18 protein-coding genes are annotated in these 19,156 nt (G+C 48.3%); 8 read left to right on the forward strand and 10 right to left on the reverse strand.

The genetic code is table 11. The features are described from left to right. Positions 1–25: 25 nt before the first annotated feature. Both ACO1PK_RS05275 and ACO1PK_RS05280 read right to left on the reverse strand, forming a co-directional pair. Positions 26–550: a TlpA family protein disulfide reductase gene (locus ACO1PK_RS05275; RefSeq protein ID WP_423187626.1), complete on the reverse strand. Its 525-nt coding sequence runs from the start codon at positions 548–550 to the stop codon at positions 26–28. Between the two features lie 4 nt (positions 551–554). Further along, the gene (locus ACO1PK_RS05280) at positions 555–1,007 is read right to left on the reverse strand and encodes a DUF4826 family protein (protein ID WP_423187627.1); all 453 of its coding nucleotides are present in this window, start codon (positions 1,005–1,007) and stop codon (positions 555–557) included. Between the two features lie 147 nt (positions 1,008–1,154). On the opposite strand from ACO1PK_RS05280, the gene ACO1PK_RS05285 reads away from it, so the two are divergent. Then, positions 1,155–1,397 (forward strand): type II toxin-antitoxin system ParD family antitoxin, encoded by a 243-nt coding sequence (locus ACO1PK_RS05285; protein ID WP_423187628.1) that lies wholly within the window; start codon positions 1,155–1,157, stop codon positions 1,395–1,397. After that, positions 1,390–1,680 carry a type II toxin-antitoxin system RelE/ParE family toxin gene (locus ACO1PK_RS05290; protein WP_423187629.1) on the forward strand — a complete coding sequence of 97 codons (291 nt, stop codon included), beginning with the start codon at positions 1,390–1,392 and terminating at the stop codon, positions 1,678–1,680. The genes ACO1PK_RS05285 and ACO1PK_RS05290 overlap by 8 nt, the downstream gene beginning before the upstream one ends. A gap of 99 nt (positions 1,681–1,779) precedes the next feature. Here the strand turns inward: ACO1PK_RS05290 and lpdA are convergent, their stop codons facing one another. The 4 genes from lpdA to pdhR form a co-directional block, all read right to left on the reverse strand. Continuing rightward, a complete protein-coding gene (gene lpdA / locus ACO1PK_RS05295) occupies positions 1,780–3,192 on the reverse strand; it encodes a dihydrolipoyl dehydrogenase (protein ID WP_423187630.1) in 1,413 nt (470 codons plus the stop codon). A 277-nt stretch (positions 3,193–3,469) separates the two neighbouring features. Beyond that, positions 3,470–5,398, reverse strand: coding sequence for a pyruvate dehydrogenase complex dihydrolipoyllysine-residue acetyltransferase (gene aceF, locus ACO1PK_RS05300; protein ID WP_423187631.1), 1,929 nt, complete (start codon positions 5,396–5,398; stop codon positions 3,470–3,472). A gap of 11 nt (positions 5,399–5,409) precedes the next feature. Further along, positions 5,410–8,076 carry a pyruvate dehydrogenase (acetyl-transferring), homodimeric type gene (gene aceE, locus ACO1PK_RS05305; RefSeq protein WP_423187632.1) on the reverse strand — a complete coding sequence of 889 codons (2,667 nt, stop codon included), beginning with the start codon at positions 8,074–8,076 and terminating at the stop codon, positions 5,410–5,412. A 48-nt stretch (positions 8,077–8,124) separates the two neighbouring features. Next, positions 8,125–8,883 carry a pyruvate dehydrogenase complex transcriptional repressor PdhR gene (gene pdhR / locus ACO1PK_RS05310; RefSeq protein WP_423187633.1) on the reverse strand — a complete coding sequence of 253 codons (759 nt, stop codon included), beginning with the start codon at positions 8,881–8,883 and terminating at the stop codon, positions 8,125–8,127. 342 nt (positions 8,884–9,225) lie between these two features. Between pdhR and ACO1PK_RS05315 the strand changes: the two genes are divergently transcribed. The 3 genes from ACO1PK_RS05315 to ACO1PK_RS05325 all read left to right on the forward strand — a co-directional run bounded on the left by ACO1PK_RS05315 (position 9,226) and on the right by ACO1PK_RS05325 (position 11,909). After that, entirely contained in the window at positions 9,226–10,053 is an 828-nt protein-coding gene (locus tag ACO1PK_RS05315; protein ID WP_423187634.1) for an ABC transporter permease subunit, read from the forward strand. After that, on the forward strand, positions 10,050–10,961 hold the full coding sequence (locus ACO1PK_RS05320) for an ABC transporter ATP-binding protein (RefSeq protein WP_423187635.1): 912 nt from the start codon (positions 10,050–10,052) through the stop codon (positions 10,959–10,961). Before ACO1PK_RS05315 ends, ACO1PK_RS05320 begins: the two co-directional genes overlap by 4 nt. Positions 10,962–11,069: 108 nt before the next feature. Then, positions 11,070–11,909 carry a hypothetical protein gene (locus tag ACO1PK_RS05325; protein WP_423187636.1) on the forward strand — a complete coding sequence of 280 codons (840 nt, stop codon included), beginning with the start codon at positions 11,070–11,072 and terminating at the stop codon, positions 11,907–11,909. Positions 11,910–12,033: 124 nt separating this feature from the next. Here ACO1PK_RS05325 and ampE read toward each other — a convergent pair whose 3' ends face one another. Together ampE and ampD are read right to left on the reverse strand one after the other, a co-directional pair. Continuing rightward, entirely contained in the window at positions 12,034–13,020 is a 987-nt protein-coding gene (gene ampE, locus ACO1PK_RS05330) for a regulatory signaling modulator protein AmpE (RefSeq protein WP_423187637.1), read from the reverse strand. Further along, the gene (ampD, locus tag ACO1PK_RS05335; RefSeq protein ID WP_423187638.1) at positions 13,017–13,583 is read right to left on the reverse strand and encodes a 1,6-anhydro-N-acetylmuramyl-L-alanine amidase AmpD; all 567 of its coding nucleotides are present in this window, start codon (positions 13,581–13,583) and stop codon (positions 13,017–13,019) included. The genes ampE and ampD overlap by 4 nt, the downstream gene beginning before the upstream one ends. Before the next feature lie 67 nt (positions 13,584–13,650). Between ampD and ACO1PK_RS05340 the strand changes: the two genes are divergently transcribed. The 3 genes from ACO1PK_RS05340 (at position 13,651) to ACO1PK_RS05350 (ending at position 15,785) form a co-directional block, all read left to right on the forward strand. Next, on the forward strand, positions 13,651–14,169 hold the full coding sequence (locus ACO1PK_RS05340) for a retropepsin-like aspartic protease family protein (RefSeq protein ID WP_423187639.1): 519 nt from the start codon (positions 13,651–13,653) through the stop codon (positions 14,167–14,169). Between the two features lie 2 nt (positions 14,170–14,171). Further along, on the forward strand, positions 14,172–15,053 hold the full coding sequence (gene nadC, locus ACO1PK_RS05345; protein ID WP_423187640.1) for a carboxylating nicotinate-nucleotide diphosphorylase: 882 nt from the start codon (positions 14,172–14,174) through the stop codon (positions 15,051–15,053). A 66-nt stretch (positions 15,054–15,119) separates the two neighbouring features. Next, positions 15,120–15,785, forward strand: coding sequence for a DUF1294 domain-containing protein (locus ACO1PK_RS05350; RefSeq protein ID WP_423187641.1), 666 nt, complete (start codon positions 15,120–15,122; stop codon positions 15,783–15,785). On the opposite strand, the gene ACO1PK_RS05355 is transcribed toward ACO1PK_RS05350, so the two are convergent. Beyond that, positions 15,775–16,965 carry an acyltransferase family protein gene (locus ACO1PK_RS05355; protein ID WP_423187642.1) on the reverse strand — a complete coding sequence of 397 codons (1,191 nt, stop codon included), beginning with the start codon at positions 16,963–16,965 and terminating at the stop codon, positions 15,775–15,777. The two genes, ACO1PK_RS05350 and ACO1PK_RS05355, sit on opposite strands and share 11 nt — an antisense overlap. Then, positions 16,965–18,773, reverse strand: a complete 1,809-nt coding sequence (locus ACO1PK_RS05360) for a glycoside hydrolase family 3 protein (protein WP_423187643.1) — start codon at positions 18,771–18,773, stop codon at positions 16,965–16,967. The genes ACO1PK_RS05355 and ACO1PK_RS05360 overlap by 1 nt, the downstream gene beginning before the upstream one ends. Positions 18,774–19,156 lie beyond the last annotated feature (383 nt).

Raw genomic sequence — 19,156 nt, forward strand, 5'->3', positions numbered from 1 at the left:
CAAATCACCGCTGTTCCAGCAGCGACTAACGGCTGCGCAACCAAAGCCCCAGCGCCGTGCTATAGCCTAGCGACTTCGCGCTAATATTTCCCTCTGCATCAATGACATAATAAGTAGGAAAACCCTGAATTTGAAAATCTGCCGCCATTTGTTGATTGCCCAGCAATACCGGCACCTGCAAGTCTAAATCAGCAATAAACTCACTTACCTGTTCGGCTGAATCATATTGCAGCGCAACGGCGTAAACTACGAGGTCTTCGTTATCGACTTCTAGGTATTTGAGGTTGGGCATACTCAGCCGGCAAATACCGCACCAAGGCGCAAAAAAATACAGTAAGGTTTTTTGGCCATGCACTTGCTGATCTGGTAATTGCTGCGCTGCTATTCCCTTACCAAATAACTGGGCGGAACGAAATAACTCGCCTTCTAGCGTTACCGCGATAAAGGCCGGTGCTACACTCGCTTGCGCTAACAAGCCGCGCTCTTTATACCAGCTAATCCCCAGAAAGAGACTTACTGCCAGCAGTATCGACAGGATCCAAGATTTCATCAGCTTAATCCAGATCCCACAACTCATCATCAGCCGCCCACATTGCCAGCAACTGCGCCTGACGGCTAAGTTGTTTCGCCTGCGTGGCCAAATCGCCGCTAAGCTCTGGGCTGCCTTGCCAAGCTGTCCCTTTATTGGCGGCTGCGGCGAGCGTGGTCCATTTACGCGCAAAGGCGGCCATCGCATCCCGGGGTTCAGGTAAATCGGTGGCGCTCAGGTGATCAAACGGCACGGCTTGAGGTTGCACACCGGTGCTATCGCCAGCCAGAATCCAGTGTCCGACAAAGCCCGGATCTTCTGGGTCTTCGACTGCCCATAACCCAACATAAGGTGCGGTATACCATTCCGGCCAGTCGCAAATCACGCCATGCGGGATTTGCTGGGTTTTTACGTAAGTTTCAATGGCCGCAAACTGGCTGTCACACCAAGCCCAGTCTTGTGCGTCGTCTAAATCCATCTTTAAGCTCCAGCATTAAATGCAGTTATTACCTGTGGCTATGGTAACAACTTCTGCCAAACTTTACTGCGCCAGCTAATAACTTTCGGAGCACTTTCCGGCTAATTGGGCTACAATTTGTGTTAATTAATCATACAGGAGCGACTAATGGCTAGAACAACCAGTGTGACAATTGGCGCACAATTGGACGATTTTATTAGCGAATTAATTGCCACAGGTCGGTATGGTTCCACCAGTGAAGTAGTGCGCTCGGCACTTAGGTTGCTGGAACGTCAGGAAAAACAACTGGTCGCGTTACGACAGGCTGTGGCGGCAGGCGAGCAAAGCGGAATAAGTGATTTAACGCTAAGCCAAATTGCCGATCAGGTAAAACAAAAGCACAATGTATAAACTTTCGCGGCTTGCCGCTGAAGACTTTGCCGCTATTTACGAGTACACCCTGCTCAATTTTGGTGTCAGTCAGGCTGATGCTTATACGCAAGCTTTGGAAAAGGTATTAACGTTACTTAGCGAACATCCCTTTATTGGCATCGCCAGTGAAGAGATTGGCAAGAATATCCGGCGGCATGATCATCAACACCATGCTATTTTCTACCGGAGTACTGATGGTAATCTCTTTGTCCTGCGAATACTCCACCAGCAAATGGCAGCAACACGCCATCTATTCGAGTAATGCCCTTGCTATTGGATCTTGGAGTCAGATGTAATTAGATTGGTATCATTAACAACAAAGGCCGCATTCGCGGCCTTTTTTTCAATCAACTCAGAAAAATTACTTCTTCTTCGCTTTTGGATTTGGTAGGTCGGTAATTGACCCTTCGTAGATCTCTGCCGCTAAGCCGATAGACTCGTTTAGCGTTGGGTGAGCGTGGATGGTTAACGCGATATCTTCAGCGTCAGCACCCATTTCTACCGCTAAGCAGATTTCGCCCAGCATTTCGCCGGCGTTAATACCAACAATAGCGCCACCAATGATGCGGTGCGTGTCTTTGTCGAAAATTAACTTAGTGAAACCTTCAGTACGGGCTGAGGCGATAGCACGGCCAGACGCTGCCCATGGGAAGGTGGCAGTTTCGTACTTTAAGCCTTGCTCTTTCGCTTCTTTCTCGGTTACGCCAGTCCACGCCATTTCTGGATCGGTATAGGCTACTGATGGGATGCAGCGTGGATCGAAGAAGTGCTTTAAGCCAGAGATCACTTCAGCGGCAACGTGGCCTTCATGAACGGCTTTGTGCGCTAACATTGGCTGACCAATCACGTCACCGATTGCATAGATATGGCCAACGTTGGTGCGCAGTTGCTTATCAACATTGATAAAGCCACGCTCATCCACGTTTACGCCCGCTTTAGCCGCGTCTAACAGGTTACCGTTTGGCTTACGGCCAACAGCAACTAAGATCTTGTCGTAACGTACTGGGTTAGCTGGCGCGTTTTTGCCTTCAAACGTCACGTATAAACCGTCGTCTTTCGCTTCAACTGCAGTTACCTTAGTAGACAGCATAATGTTAAAGTGTTTGCTGTTGAACTTGGTGTAGGCTTTCACGATATCGGCATCGGCTGCTGGTACTAACTGATCAGCAAATTCTACTACTGATACTTTAGAACCTAGGGCACGGTACACAGTACCCATTTCCAGACCGATAATACCGCCACCTAATACCAGCATTTCGCCAGGAATATCTTTTAATTCTAAAGCGCCAGTAGAGTCGATAACGCGTGGATCATTTTTTGGAATAAACGGCAGGGCTACTGGCTCAGAACCAGCAGCGATGATGGCTTGTTCAAAAGTGATGGTGGTATCGCCAACCTGTAAGGTATTCGGGCCAGTAAATTTACCGAAACCGTTTACTACTTTCACTTTACGCATTTTGGCCATGCCGCCTAAGCCGTTGGTTAATTGACCAACCACTTTGTCTTTCCACTCGCGAATTTTATCTAAATCGATTTGTGGTGCACCAAAGGTCACACCGTGTGAGGCCATTTCGCGGGCATCGTCAATGACTTTGGCAACGTGTAATAGGGCTTTTGATGGGATACAGCCTACGTTTAAGCAAACGCCACCTAAGGTGCTGCGCGCTTCAACTAAGGTAACTTCTAAGCCTAAATCTGCGGCACGGAACGCTGCAGAATAACCACCAGGGCCTGCGCCCACTACAACTACTTGAGTTTTGATATCGTTGCTCATTCTAATACCTTTTAGCTTCGGGTCAGGGTACTGATAGCTTATCCGTGGTCTTTAAAGCGCATACGGCTTGGCGATGCTCTGCGGTCAATCACTTAGCTCACTAATCGGCACTAAGCTCATAACAGTGCGAATGCTCGCCGCCTCGCAGCACTTTAAAATCCATAGCATTACGGATCGAAGCTATCAGGCGAAAAAAGTGGCAGAATTTTAACATTGGTGCCGACTATTGTCGCCAATTTTTACCGGCAGGACAGATAATTTCGCCTGCCGGTAGCCATTACATAATAATTTGCCGAATATCGGCCAGGTAACTGGCTAAGGTGGCAGTAAAGCGTGCCGCCAGTGCGCCGTCAATTACCCTATGGTCGTACGATACCGATAAGGGTAGCATTAACTTAGGTTCAAAGTCTTTGCCGTTCCATTTTGGTTTAATCTCCGATTTCGAGACACCCAAAATGGCCACTTCTGGCGCGTTAACGATAGGCGTAAAGGCAGTACCGCCAATGCCACCCAGGCTAGAGATGGTAAAGCAGCCGCCCTGCATATCGCTGGCCGTTAATTTACCTTCCCGCGCTTTTACCGAAATATCCTGCAGCTCGCGCGACAGCTCGATAATGCCTTTCTTGTTCACATCTTTAACTACCGGCACCACTAGGCCATTTGGCGTATCTACCGCAATGCCTAGATGCACGTACTTTTTCAGGATCAAGCTGGCGCCATCTTCCGACAAAGAACTGTTGAAAGTAGGGAATTCTTCCAACGCTTTCGCTACGGCTTTCATAATAAAGACCAATGGGGTGTATTTAACGCCCATTTTCTTCTTATCGGCCAGCGCATTTTGCTCTTTGCGGAAGTCTTCCAAGCCGGTGATATCGGCTTCGTCAAATTGCGTAACATGCGGAATACGTACCCAGTTCCGATGCAAGTTAGCACCCGACAGCTTTTGAATACGCGACAAGGCTTTGGTTTCTACTTCGCCAAACTTAGCAAAGTCGACCTTTGGCCACGCCAGTAAGTCAAAGCCCATATTATTGCCGCCAGTGGTTGCGCCTGCCGCCGGAGCTGCGCCGCTTTCCACTTGCTTCACTAACTGTTTCACGTAGTTTTGTACGTCTTCTTTGACCACACGACCCTTACGGCCCGAGCCTTTCACCTTGGCCAGATTAATGCCAAATTCGCGTGCTAAGCGGCGAATCACTGGCGAAGCGTGAGCATAGGCGCTGTTTTCTACAAAGCCATCCGCTTGAGCCGGAGCAGGTGCTGACGCTGTTGCAGCCGCTGGCGTGCTAGCAGGCGCACTGGCAGCTGCTGGTGCACTGGTAGCTGCTGGCGCAGCAGCAGATGCGGCGGCTTTGGCAGAACCGGCTACTTCAAACACCATAATCAAGCTACCGGTTTTTACCTTGCTACCGGTTTGTACTTTGATGTCTTTTACCACACCGGCGAACGGTGCAGGCACTTCCATTGAGGCTTTATCGCCTTCAACACTCAGTAGCGATTGATCAGCAGCAACCGTATCGCCTACTTTGACCATAATCTCGGTGACTTCCACTTCATCACCGCCAATATCCGGTACTGCGACCTCTTTTTGCTCGGTGCTCGCTGCAGCCGCTGGTGCTGCTGGTGCTGCGACAGGTGCGCTAGCGGCGGCTGGTGCCGAGCCTGCAACCTCAAACACCATAATCAGGCTGCCGGTTTTTACTTTGCTGCCGGTTTGTACTTTGATCTCTTTCACCACACCCGCGAACGGCGCAGGTACTTCCATCGAGGCTTTATCGCCTTCAACGCTAAGCAGTGACTGATCAGCGCTAACGGTATCGCCTACCTTGACCATAATCTCAGTGACTTCCACTTCATCACCACCGATATCTGGTACAGCAACCTCTTTTAGCTCGGCAGCGACTGGTGCAGCAGCAGGGGCCTCTGCTTTAGCAGGCGCTGGCGTTACTTCAGCTGCAGCGGCGGGCTTAGCGTCTGCAGCGGCAAACACCATAATCAGGCTGCCCGTTTTGACTTTATCGCCCACGCTCACTTTAATTTCTTTTACCGTGCCTGCTACCGCGGCCGGTACTTCCATAGAAGCTTTGTCACCTTCTACGCTTAATAGCGACTGATCAGCGGCAACCACATCGCCGACCTTGACCAGAATTTCGGTAACTTCTACCTCATCGGCACCAATGTCTGGTACTTGAATTTCAATCGTCATGACCAATCCTCTTATGCGTACAGCGGGTTGATTTTGTCGGCGTCGATGCCAAATTTCTTAATGGCTTCGGCCACTACCGCTTTCTTCAACTCGCCCTGCTTGGCTAACTCATTCAGTGCAGCCACTACGATATAACCGGCATTCACTTCAAAGTGACGGCGCAGGTTTTCGCGGCTGTCAGAACGACCAAAACCATCAGTACCCAACACTTTATAAGCATTGCCCGGCACGAAGGCACGAATTTGCTCAGCGTAGTTTTTCATATAGTCGGTGGCAGCAATCGCCGGCGCTTTGTTTAACACTTGCGACACAAAAGGCACCTTCTCAGCCGCTTCTGGATGCAGCATATTAAAACGCTCGCAATCCTGACCATCACGCGCTAACTCGTTAAACGAGGTTACCGAGTACACGTCTGACGCCACATCGTAGTCTTTGCTTAGAATATCAGCGGCTTTACGCACTTCATTTAAAATGGTGCCAGAACCTAATAACTGCACTTTACCGCGACCACCGTTAAACGACTCCAGCTTGTAGATCCCTTTCCGAATGCCTTCTTCGGCGCCTTGCGGCATCGCTGGGTGATGGTAACTTTCGTTCATCACGGTAATGTAGTAGTAAATATTTTCCTGCGCTGGACCGTACATACGACGAATACCGTCTTGCATAATGACGGCGAGCTCGTAAGCGTAGGTTGGATCGTAAGAGATACAGTTCGGTACTGTGCCAGCCAGAATATGGCTATGACCATCTTCGTGCTGTAAGCCTTCGCCGTTTAGCGTAGTCCGGCCGGCTGTAGCACCTAATAAGAAACCACGTGCTTGCTGATCGCCAGCCAACCACGCCATATCACCGACGCGTTGGAAACCAAACATCGAGTAGTAAATGTAGAACGGGATCATCGGTAAATCGTTGGTGCTGTACGAGGTGGCCGCAGCAACCCAAGACGACATAGCACCTAACTCGTTAATCCCCTCTTGCAGTACCTGACCCGCTGTATCTTCTTTGTAGTACGACACCACAGAGCGATCTTCTGGCGTGTAGTTTTGACCGCTTGGGTTATAGATACCGATCTGACGGAATAAACCTTCCATACCAAAGGTACGGGCTTCGTCAGCAATGATCGGCACAATGCGCTGACCAATATGCTTGTCTTTTAACAAGATATTTAAGGCACGCACATAGGCTAAAGTGGTAGAGATTTCGCGCTTTTGCTCTTCTAATAACGAATCAAAAGCTGACAACTCTGGCAGGGTTAGCGTTTCGCTAAAGTTTGGCAAACGCACTGGTGTGTAGCCATGTAATGCCTGACGCCGATCGTGCAGGTATTTCAGCTCTGGCGAGCCTTCTGGCAGCTTAATGTACGGTAAGTCGGCTACTTGCTCTTCGCTAATGTAGTCTTCTAAACCTAAACGGGTACGCAGTTGTTTTACATGCGTCAGGTCCATTTTCTTCACCTGGTGCGCAATGTTTTTACCTTCTGCCGCATCGCCCATGCCATAACCTTTTACGGTTTTGGCTAAAATAACCGTTGGCTTGTCGGTGCAGTTTTGCGCCGCTTTAAAGGCCGCAAACAGTTTTGATGGCTCATGACCACCGCGTTTTAAGGCGAAGATTTCTTCGTCAGTCATATCCGCAACTAAAGCTGCAGTTTCTGGGTAACGACCGAAGAAATGCTTACGTACATAAGCGCCATCGTTAGCTTTATAGGTTTGGTAATCACCATCCAGCGTTTCGTTCATCAGCTGTAACAGCTTGCCGGTGGTGTCTTTAGCCAGCAGCTTGTCCCAACCACGGCCCCATACCACTTTAATCACGTTCCAGCCAGCACCACGGAATAAGCCTTCCAGCTCTTGAATAATCTTACCGTTACCCATTACTGGGCCGTCTAAGCGCTGTAAGTTACAGTTAACAAGGAAGCACAGGTTGCCCAGTTTTTCACGAGCAGCAAAGCTGATGGCACCGCGTGATTCCGGCTCGTCCATCTCACCATCGCCTAAGAAGGCGTAAACGCGCTGCTCGGTGGTATCTTTTAAACCACGGCCATTTAAATACTTTAAGAAACGCGCCTGATAAATCGCCGTAATCGGGCCTAAACCCATAGATACGGTGGGGAACTGCCAAAACTCGGGCATTAATTTCGGGTGTGGGTAGCTAGAAATACCGGTGCCATCCACTTCCTGACGGAAATTATCTAACTGTGCCGCCGTTAAGCGCCCTTCCACAAAGGCACGGGCATAAATACCCGGTGAAATATGGCCTTGGTAGTACACTAAGTCGCCGCCATCTTTGGCATTCGGCGCACGGAAGAAGTGGTTAAAACAGGTTTCATAGAAGGCGGCTGACGATTGGAACGACGCCATATGGCCACCTAATTCCAAATCTTTTTTCGAGCCACGCAGCACGATCATAATAGCGTTCCAGCGGATCACCGAACGGATACGTCGTTCCAAGTTAACATCACCTGGGTAAGCCGGTTCTTGCTGTGGTGGAATGGTATTGATGTAGTTGGTGGTCACGCCGGTTGGCATATCAACGCCATCTAACCGAGCTTGCTCTAGCACTTGCTCAAGCAAAAATTGCGCCCGCTCTACCCCTTCGGTACGCACCACCGACTCCAACGCTTCCAGCCACTCTTTGGTTTCTAAAGCGTCGATGTCAACCTTACTGACTTCAGACATATCGAGGTTTCCTTTGGTTAATCACGCCCCCGGCGTGCTGCAAAAATATTATGCCTGCTGTGAACGACGAAGCGAGCGCTCAATGCGCGATCGTTCTTTGCTCACTTCCAGCAAGGCTTCTTCTATAAAGGCTAAGTGACCATTACTGGCTTGACGGGCTAGCTCTGGCTCTCGGCTAATGACCGCTTGCATTAGCCGCCGCCGATGCTCATTGAGCTTATCAGCAATACCGTCACGTTCCTGCAACGCAGCTAAATTTAAACGGATATTTTGTTCGGTTAGTGGCGTTAAGCTTCTAACCAAATGTAACAACACCACATTATGCGAGGCTTCGGCTACCGCCAAATAAAACTGGCTAACAGCTTTGGCTTCCGCTTCGGCATCTTGTAATTGTTGGTTTAAACAAATTTCTTCGTAATAGGTTTTAATTTTTTTATGGTCGGCTTCAGTACCACGCAAGGCTGCGTAGTAGGCACAAATGCCTTCTAGCGCATGGCGAAATTCTAAAAAGTCGAACTGCGAATCAGGGTACTGCGCCATGAGGGTAAAAAGCGGATCGGTTAAATCCTTAAGCAAATTATCGCAAACATAGGTGCCACCACCTTGGCGACGCGTCACCAGCCCCTTGGCCTCTAATTTTTGAATCGCTTCGCGCAATGACGGCCGCGATACCGCAAAGCGTTCGGCCAGCTCGCGCTCCGATGGCAACTTTTGCCCAGGCTGAAAACTACCTTCCAATAGCAAGTGCTCTAGCTGAGCAACAATTTGATCAGACAGCTTTGCGGGCTTTATTTTTAAGTCTGCCATAGGGGTCAGTACAATCCTTACTTTACCACTTCGGTAAATTGGTCTTACCAATTTTAAAAATTTGGACAGCAGGCTAGCATTTTCTGCGCAAGATGTAAATAAAGCAGATTTTTTTGAGTCTGGCAACCGTTAAAAATTAGAGTTATTACTCAATTAATGACCAGCGTTTCAATAGTGAAATAAATTGGTCTGACCATTATGCAAAATAAAACTCACACAGCATTTTCTCGTCAGCTTACCGCGTGCTACCGCAGCGCCCAGTGCTAATCATCACAGGCTAGTCAATTAACTGGCTCTCAGGTAACATCTGTCATTATCTTACTGTAATGAAAGGATTCGCCGATGCCTCAGCTTGGTTTAGTGCTAAACCATACCGCCCTGTTCGCCCTATTTGAACTACGCCGACTGTGCCAAACCCGTAGTGGTTTGATGACGTTGGCCGCCACAGCGGTTATTTGGTGCCTGATCCTCTACTCGCTTATTTTACCAGCTACCAAATTAGTCAATTCGCTAATGAGTACGAATACCCAAGTTCGCGTTTTAGGCAGCAATATTTTGCAGCACCTTGGCAACTGGCCCACCCCCGAACTCACGTTGTATTGGCTACTAAGCTTATTTATGCTGCCGATTTTTTGTATTTTTTTCACCGCCAACCAACTGTGTAGTGATAAAGAGCGTGGCACCTTACGCTTTTTAAGTTTACGCACCAGCCGGCTTGCCATGTTGCTAGGACGTTTTGCTGGGCAAATGCTGGTACAGAGCAGCTTAATTTTACTCAGCTTAATAGCAACCTTGGCGATCTTGGCATGGAACAACAAGGGCCTAAGTTGGGCGATTCTAGAAAGCGCGCTGGTGATTTGGCTAAACTTGCTCTTGATTTTACTGCCCTTTACCGCCTTGATGAGTGTATTTTCCGCCTTAGCGGCCAATACCAAATTGGCGATAACGCTCGCCATTGTGAGTCTAGGTGTTGGCGCAGCGTTGTTAAGTTGGCTGACCAGCGCTGTACCGTCGCTCGCCTTTGTCCATAGCTACCTTTTAGGCGCGCAGGTTGCCAAACTTGCCACCGTACAAGGCTGGCAAACCCTGCAATTTGCTACCCTACCTTTGCTACAAACGCTGGTTTTGTTGCTGGTTGCTTATGGCATTTTAAAACGGAGAGCATTATGAGTTCGCTAATTCGCTGTCAACAACTAAGCAAGCACTTTGGTCGTAAAGCCGTATTACAACAGCTGGACTTTAGCCTAGAGCTAGGCGATACCGCGGCCTTAATTGGCCCAAATGGCGCAGGCAAAACCACCTTATTTAGTATTTTATGTGGCTATTTAGCTGCTGACAGTGGCAGTGTGACAATTCTTGGTCAGCCAGCTGGCAGTGCCGCACTTTTTGGTAAAGTGGGCGCCCTGCCACAAGATGCGCAGTTTGATCCAAGCTTTAGCATTCTTGAACAACTGCAGTTTTACGGTCGGTTACAAGGCTTAACGGCTAAAGCCGCTACCGACGAAGCGATGCGCGTACTAACCTTGGTTGATTTGGCAACGGTAGCCAAACATAAGGCGGCGATGTTAAGCCATGGTATGCGCAAACGCGCAGCTATAGCGCAAGCCTTTATTGGCCAGCCACAGCTGGTGTTGTTAGATGAACCCACTGCCGGTTTAGATCCTGCGAATGCCTTAGCCATTCGCCAACTGATTAGCCAATTAAGCGGCGAGTGCAGTTTCTTAATTAGCTCGCATAATATTTTTGAGCTAGAGCAGCTGTGTAATAAGGTGCTATTTTTAGATAAAGGCATATTGCAGAGCAGTAGCAATACGCCACAGCAGGGGCAAAATACCCAGTATCTTACCTTGCAGCTAGAGCAAGAGATCTCGCCGGTATTGCTGCAACAGCTACAACAATTAACCGCAGTGCACAGCATTAAACAACCTCAAAGAAAACAGCTGGTGTTTAGCCTGCATGCCGAACACGCCAGCAACTTTGATATTTTACTACTGCAAACCTTAGCTCAACATGGCTGCAACTACCGTAGCCTCACCAAAGGCCAAACCCTGGAGCAAAAGTTATTTGAAATAGCCTAGAAAAACTATGTTGAAGAGTATCATGGTTACATTTGTAGCCCTGCTCACTGTAAATAACATGATACAAGCGACAATATCTCCAGAAGTTGTCGCTTGTTAAGGATCAAAATGATTGCCATATTCTTTGCTTTAACCACTCAAATAGCTGCCTTAGATGCTGCACCTTGCAGTAATAATGCAAAAGAGTTGCTCGCGCAATATCGTCAAATTAATGAAGACCATAGCAATGGGAATATTCTGCGGAATCAGCAAGCCAGAACGCGCGCCCATTTTGAACGCTGTTATTTAAAACAAGCGAGCATTATTCATCAGCAGTCCGATCAAGTGAGTCTGAGCAACTATCTGATAGCGCTTTTATATGAAAAAAAGGAACTGCGGGCTTACGAGGCCGCAAAGCGATATCCTTGGATTCTTAATGACGATAGCAGAGTACTAGCAGAAAATTTGCTGACCATCGCTATTCTCGCTCGGGATACCATTTGGGCTGAACAACTAAAAAAACAGTATAATCTAACTAATAATATCTTACCGACATTACCGGAAGCCATTCAAGATAGCCCAGGCAGGCCAATTTTCCTTTATCAGAATGGACAGCGCCACTGGCATAACTTTATGTTTCAACCTGGGCCGCAAATTCTAATGGTGACTAGAAGCGGGTGTCATTTCTCTCGACAGTTTGAACAATTTCTAAACAACACGCCGGAACTGGCAAAATTGTTCCAACAATATAGTACTCGAATTGCCTCCGCAGGCATAAAGCCAGAAACAGACAATAATATTGCTGAAGTGTATCTAGCACAGAATTGGCCAGAAATAGATAATTGGGGCTCACCGACCTTCTATTTTTATCTGGATGGGCGATTACAAGGTTCTATAATTGGCTGGCCAAAAGATGGTAGAGAAGCTGAATTAATTGAGATGTTGCGGCGCATCGGTTTGACTAACTAGCCAGGTTGCAAGTATCCGACAAAATGCTACTACCTTATTTAGACTAACCCAAAGGTTCTGCATTGCGAATCACTTAGTATGGGAAAGAGATCGCTTTAGAGACACCTTTGGGTTTTATTCGGCTTTAACTTAACCAGCCGCTTAGCGTTAAAATAGCCGTAAAGGCTAAAAAGAACAGCATATTGCGTTTGGCTAGCTGAACCATGGCGCTGGTATCATCGCTGTTTTGCTGCGGCGACTCCAGAATAGGTTCTGCTGCTTTAGCCACATCGGTAACAACTTGCTGATTGTTAGCGGTAACGTCAAGAAAGTAGCCCAATAAGGCGTTAGAAGCCCGCGAGAAATACCCAACCAACGCAAAGCCTAAGCCAAATAGCCGAGCTGGGAAAAAGTCGGCCCAATGCAATAAATAATGTACCGCATCTTTGCTTTGGCCAGCGACTGGCGCAGCGGTCGCAGCGGCATCTGAACTGGTCGCAATATCTTCAACTATCTCAGTTTCTACAATGATCGCGACCTCAGCCTCATCGATGATGATAGCTTCAGCAGCAGTGCTCTGTGCCAGCGGATCAGCTTGAGCCGTTGCTGTTTCCGCTGTAAGCGCGGTTTGCTCATTTAAATGGCGCAGTAAAGCATAAGTGATGACACCAAATACGCCCAATAGTAAAAACCAGAAAACCACTGCCGCATAGTAACGGAAGTTTAGCCATACCAATAATAAGCCATTAGAATCGTCAACAGTGCTACGACTGTCGGTACGAATTTGCTGCATGGCTAAATAGGCCGCTTCGTCGTCACTGCGATCTAGCGCATTTAAGTATTGTTTATACAGCTGGCGATAGTGCCAACAGCCAATACCCACTAATAACACCAGCGTATTCACTATCAGCGTAATCAGTCGGCTATCTAATAACAGCAAACATAAGGCAACCAATAAGCCCGGTAGCATTATCCATAAATAACGGCCAAGCGGATGCTCGGCCAATTTGCTCATACCTGAGCGAGCAGTAAGGTTTAGATATGCCTGACAATAAGGACGTGCTTGCCAAGCGTCGCTGCGCACGGCAAGTCGTTCAATTATTAATGCCAGTAACATACTGATTAAGGTCATGCCTTGTTCTCCTTTAGCGCTTGTTTAAAGCGCGGCCAATCAAAAACCACGCCAGGGTCGGTTTTTCGACCTGGCGCAATATCACAATGTCCGACAACCCGATCCAGGGTAATCGCCGGATATTGCTGCATCAGATACCGGCTCAGGGCCAGTAAACTATGATACTGCGGTTCAGTATAAGGGATCTGATCCGTCCCTTCTAACTCAATACCAATAGAAAAATCATTACAACGCTCACGCCCAGCAAAACTGCTAACGCCAGCATGCCAAGCACGTTTAGCAAAAGGTACATATTGAAAAATTTGCCCGTTACGCCAAATCACACAGTGCGCCGACACTCTCACGCCAGCTAAATCAGCAAAAGAGGGATGCTCATTGGTGTTCAGAGTACCGCAAAATAGCGCATCAATGTAACTGGTCTGCGGATCGCTAGTAAAATGGCCTGCCGGCAGGCTAATATTGTGAATAACCAATAAACTTATTGGCTCACCCTGAGGTCTATCATCACAGTGAGCCGAAGCACGCTGAGTTAACGTAAGTGTAGAAGGTATCGGCAGACTCATGCAGATTTTTGCCTTTTGCTACGGCCTAATTAAGCTGTGCTGCTATTGTCAATGCAGGATTAAATTTATGCAAGCGCCAGACGTCAGTTCTTCCTTTGGTAAAATATTTACCTTAATCACTTGGTTACTGGTCGGTGGCGGCCTGTTTTGGTTTTTTTCCGATTACTTAAGTGAACAGCAAAATCCCAATCAACGCTTACTAAGCAGCGTTAGCGGCAATACCATTACCACCGAACTAACCCGCAATCGCGCTGGGCATTATTTGGGGGTAGCCTTAATCAATGGTCAGCCGGTAGATTTTTTACTAGATACGGGCGCCACCACGGTTGCCCTGTCTGAAGCCGCCGCCAGCAAGTTAGGCTTAATTAAAGGTCAGCCGATTCGAGTCTCTACCGCCAATGGCGTAACGACGGCTTGGCGCAGCGAAATTTCTGAACTGAAACTAGGTTTGATCACCCTCAACAATGTCCCCGCGAGTATTGTGCCTAATTTGGCTGGTACTGAGATTTTACTAGGTATGAGCGCCTTAAAGCAGTTAGAATTCCGACAACAAGGTAATCAACTCACATTAATTCAACTTATCTGACTATGACTAGCGTATCCACACCGACATTACACCCGTTACTGGCTGCAGAACTGCAGCGTGCCGTTGCTGCCGCCCTAGCCGAAGACTTAGGCATGCAATCTATTGGGCAAGGCGATATTACCGCTTCGCTGATCCCCGCCGAACAAGTCGCCACGGCCACCATTATTACGCGTGAAGATTGCGTGCTATGTGGTACGGCCTTTGTTGACGAAGTGTTTAAGCAGCTTGGGGATACGGTGCGTATCGAGTGGCAGGTTGCTGACGGCCAACATGTCGCGGCAAATAGCCTGTTATGTACCCTGAGCGGCCCGGCTCGTACTTTACTGACCGGTGAGCGCAGCGCGCTTAACTTTTTGCAATTATTAAGCGGTACGGCCACCACCACTGCACACTATGTTAGTTTTTTGGCGGGGAGTGCTACGCGGTTACTCGACACGCGCAAAACACTACCGGGCCTGAGATTTGCCCAAAAATATGCGGTAAGTTGCGGTGGCGGACTGAATCATCGCTTTGGTTTATTCGACGCATTTTTAATTAAAGAAAACCATATTGCCGCGGCAGGCTCAATTACAGCAGCGGTAAAACAAGCGCGGCTGAATTTCCCAGGCAAGCCCGTCGAAGTGGAAGTGGAGCACCTGCAAGAACTGGCAGAAGCACTGACGGCGCAAGCCGATATTATTATGCTGGATAACTTTAGTTTTGCCGATATCCAACAGGCGGTCAGTATCAATGCTGGCAGAGCGAAACTGGAAGTTTCTGGCAATATCACTAGCGAGCGCTTAACCGAGCTAGCCAGCACCGGCGTGGATTTTATTTCTAGTGGCGCCTTAACTAAGCATGTGCAGGCCATAGATCTCTCAATGCGCCTCCGCATTCAGGAGTAAGCACATGCTAAGGTTATCTTCTAGCATTAGGCCCCTCGCTTTGCTTGGGTGGCTAAGGTGTAGCAGATGCCTTTAACCGGTAAAGTAGTATTTTGGCAAGATCGGAAAGGCTTTGGCTTTCTGATCTGCGACCAAACGGCTGAAAAGCTGTTTTTTCATATTCGCGATTTGCAGCCTGATACACAAACTAAGCAGAAGCTCAGACCGCAGGAAGGTGACACTCTCACTTTTGCCAAGGGAACGGATAAACAAGGGCGAACTATTGCAACTGCACTACGTTTTGTAAACGCCCCTGAGTCACAACGTCTTAGCACGACGACCTTACACAACAATGTGGATCTTAATTATACCCAAGCAGTCGCGTTGTACTTTCGCGCCGGATTTTTAATGCTGGTGATTATTGCCTTGCTGTTTGGCTCTTTGCCGTATTTACTGCCCATTCTGTATCTAGAAGCCAGTTTATTTACCTATTGGCTGTACGAAGCCGATAAAAATGCCGCTATTGCCCGTCAAGTGCAGCGCCTGCCTGAAGAAAGCTTACAAATGTTTAGCTTAATTGGTGGCTGGCCTGGTGCCTTATTTGCTCAAAAGAAATTGGCGCACAAGCGCAGTAAACCCTTATTTCAGCGCGAATTTTGGCTGGTGGTTTTAGCGAACAGTATTTTGCTGATCTGGTTGCTGTCGCAACATGGCCAGCACTTTTTAAGCCGCTTGGCTGTATTTACACTTTAAAAATAAAACCACGCCGATAACACAGCAGCATAACGCCATACGACAAGACTAAAAACATCAACGCAAAGCCCAAAGAGCCATTATAGTTACCCAGCACTGGCTGAAACACATTTAAAAACAACCAATTGCCCAAGGTAGTCTGAGCAACGGGGATCATGGCTAACACTCGCGCGGCAAGGCCAGCTAACATAAAAAATAAGATGGCATTCACCCCAAACACCACCAAGGGCGCACCCCATAACCGGTAACCTTTTACAGCCGTTAACCACAAGGTCGCCGCCAGCAGCAGCGCGGTATAACCGCTACTTAATAAGACAAAGCTGGGCGTCCATAACAGTTTATTGATGGGTAACAGCGGATGCATCAACTCGGCGATCCAGACGGCCGCCACCCCAGCCAATAACAGGATGCGAATTTTAAACGCCAAAGGCCGCTCGCTTTGCAGTAATTGCGCGATTAACACCCCGCTTAAACAACTGGCTATAGCCGGTAAGGTGCTTAAGATCCCTTCAGGATCAAAGGCAAAGGGTGTCGCATCGCGGAAATAGACATGGCTAGCCCCTAATACCTGATGATCTAACCAAGCGGCAAAATTATTGCCATGCTCCCACAGCCCCACAAAACGCTGCCCTTGTGCATCGCTGTAAGGCATAAGCTGCATTATTACCAAATACACGACACAGAGCCCAAACAGCCAAAAGAGTCGGCCACGTGTGCTGGTAAATAACACGATAAGCAAGGTAAAAAAGTACACAATACCAATGCGTTGCAGTACACCTGACCAGCGCACTGTCATAAGTTTTTGCTCAATGTAACTATAAGCGGGATCACGAAAGTTGTAATAAAACAGCGCCAAGAATAAGCCTAGCGCATACAGCTTTAACGCACGAATAGCGCCTTTTCGCAGCAGCGCTGCACGATTCAAACCAGTGTTAGCAGCTAAACTGAGCGGCAGTGCAATCCCCACCATCACAATAAAAGCGGGGAAAATCAGATCAGTGGGTGTCCAACCATGCCACTCGGCATGGCGTAAGGGGGCATAAACATACTGCCAGCTGCCAGGGTTATTCACCAAGATCATGGCCATAATGGCTAAACCACGCAAGATATCCAACGCCAGCCAGCGACCAGCTGGCTGCTGCGCTAAAATCCCACGGCAATGCGCGCTAATCCCTAACATTAATGCCGACTTTGCGCTGCAGACAGCGGCACTAAAGTAACAGGTAACTGCCCGGTTGCTGTACGCTTGCCTAATAACACTTCAGCCAGCGCTTGATAGACTGGGCTAACTAATTCGCCGTCTGCTTGCTGCCAGTTGTGATAGGCATAAGTGGCTAAACTGCGTTGTACCAAAGGTGCATACAGGCTTATTTCATAGGGCGAGCGTAAACTGATAAAGGTCTGATCTTTTTTCAAGGCCGCACCATATTGCAACAATTGATAAAAATACTGTTGTTGCTTGGCATAAGCGTCGGCCATATTCGTTTGACCAGCGAGGTCATCCATACCGCCCATTTCAACCAAAGATTGCATCGGCGAAATAAAGGCCGCGATCACCTGATCGGCTGCGGCAATCTGCTGTTTGGCGGCATCAAGGTTTAAGCGCTGTAAGCTAATCAAGGTCAGCTCGCCACTGCCGGGGGCGAGCTGCTGTAAATAATGACGTAACACCGTGCCTTTACTGGTGTCAGGCATCAGTAACACGGTTTTTTTGCCATTGAGCTGCAACGGCAAGCGCTCAGCACCGCTGACGACCGTCACCGCAGCGCGGGCTAAAGCCAGTTCAACAGCACGATGCGCAGGCGCCGCCAAGGTCGCCAACGCGCGAGGAAGTTCCGGCTTGGGCAAGTTAGCCAGCTGCTGTTTCGCCTGCACAATGCGCTGATACGAGGCACTTAGCTCGGTTAAGTCTAGCTTACCACTGGCAACCGCCGCGCTTAACTCAGTCAATAGCAAGCTTAATTGTTTTAGCTCAGCAGGGCTTTGCAGCTTTACCGGCATCAAGGCGATATCAGCACCCGCTGCAAAGGTCTCTACTACCGCTTGCGGTACCGTAAAAAACTGGCTGATACCGGCCATATCTAAAGCATCGGTAACTATCAGCCCTTGGTAATTCAGCTGTTCACGTAACACACCCTGCAATATTTTCCGCGATAGAGTCGCGGGTTTCAGCATTTCTTCACCGTTTTTATTCACAAACACCGAGCTATCTAGGGCTGGGAATTGAATATGGGCTGTCATGATCATCGCCGGTGCAGCCTGCTGAATAATCTCGGCAAAAGGCAGCAGATCAGTTTGTGCAATTTGCTCAACGCTATGGTCTACCCGCGGCAAGCCATGATGGCTGTCGACATGTGTATCACCATGTCCCGGGAAGTGTTTTAACGAAACTAAAAGTCCTTGTTGCTGCATAGCCGAGGTCATAGCAGCCCCTAGCGTGGCAACTCGCAGTGGATCTTCACCAAAAGAGCGCACATTAATCACCGGATTCTGTGGATTCACATTCACATCCACCGTGGGCGCAAAATTAACATTAATGCCTAAACTAACTAATTCTTTCGCCAAGATCTCGCCAACCGACGTCGCAAATGCCGTGCCATGTGCAGCATAGGTTGCACCAATCGCCATATTGCCGCTAAAAGAAGTCGATTGTTGCCGAGGTAAGCGAGCAACCCGGCCACCTTCTTGGTCGATACCAATAAACATCGGCAAGCCATGACCCTGCGCAGCAGCAACTGCCTGTAATTGCTGGGTTAGCTGGATAATTTGTGCGGTTTGTTGCACATTTTCGGCAAACAAAATTACGCCGCCTATCTGATAATCCGTTAGCAATTGCGCCAGCTCTGGCGGTAACGAGGTCATAGGGGTGCGACAATGGCCTGGTGCGACCGGCTGCTCACAATAGTAGCGTAAATCTAGCATCAGTTTTTGTCCGAGCATCTGACGAACATCAACACTGGGCTTTCGAGCAGCAGCTTGCGTATCCATAGCACTCCAAAAAGCGAGGGAAGAAAAAAAAGTTAAAATGAAAAACCGAAAAAAGCGATGTTGCGACATTGCCATTACAGCACCTTATGGCGAGTAAGTCTGTTACCAGTCAGCACTTTACCAGCGGCGCTACCTTAGAGACAAGCCTTGCCGACGCGAATATGCTGTAAGTAAGAGTCACCACTCGTTTTATCGCTGCCGTTGGCCATCAATAAAGTTCAAGACAAATCTACCTTTTGCTCTTTAACCCCAGATAAACTTATGTTTTACTGCGTGTAACTCTAACGATTCAGTTTTTACTGATATGATTCCAAACGCTTGCTTTTCGCTTAATACTCGATATGTGAAAGTGTTATCGCCTTTAGCGGATAAAACAAACAGCA

The sequence above is a fragment of the Alishewanella sp. d11 genome, from assembly GCF_049390205.1.
In the GTDB taxonomy this organism is placed as follows: domain Bacteria; phylum Pseudomonadota; class Gammaproteobacteria; order Enterobacterales; family Alteromonadaceae; genus Alishewanella.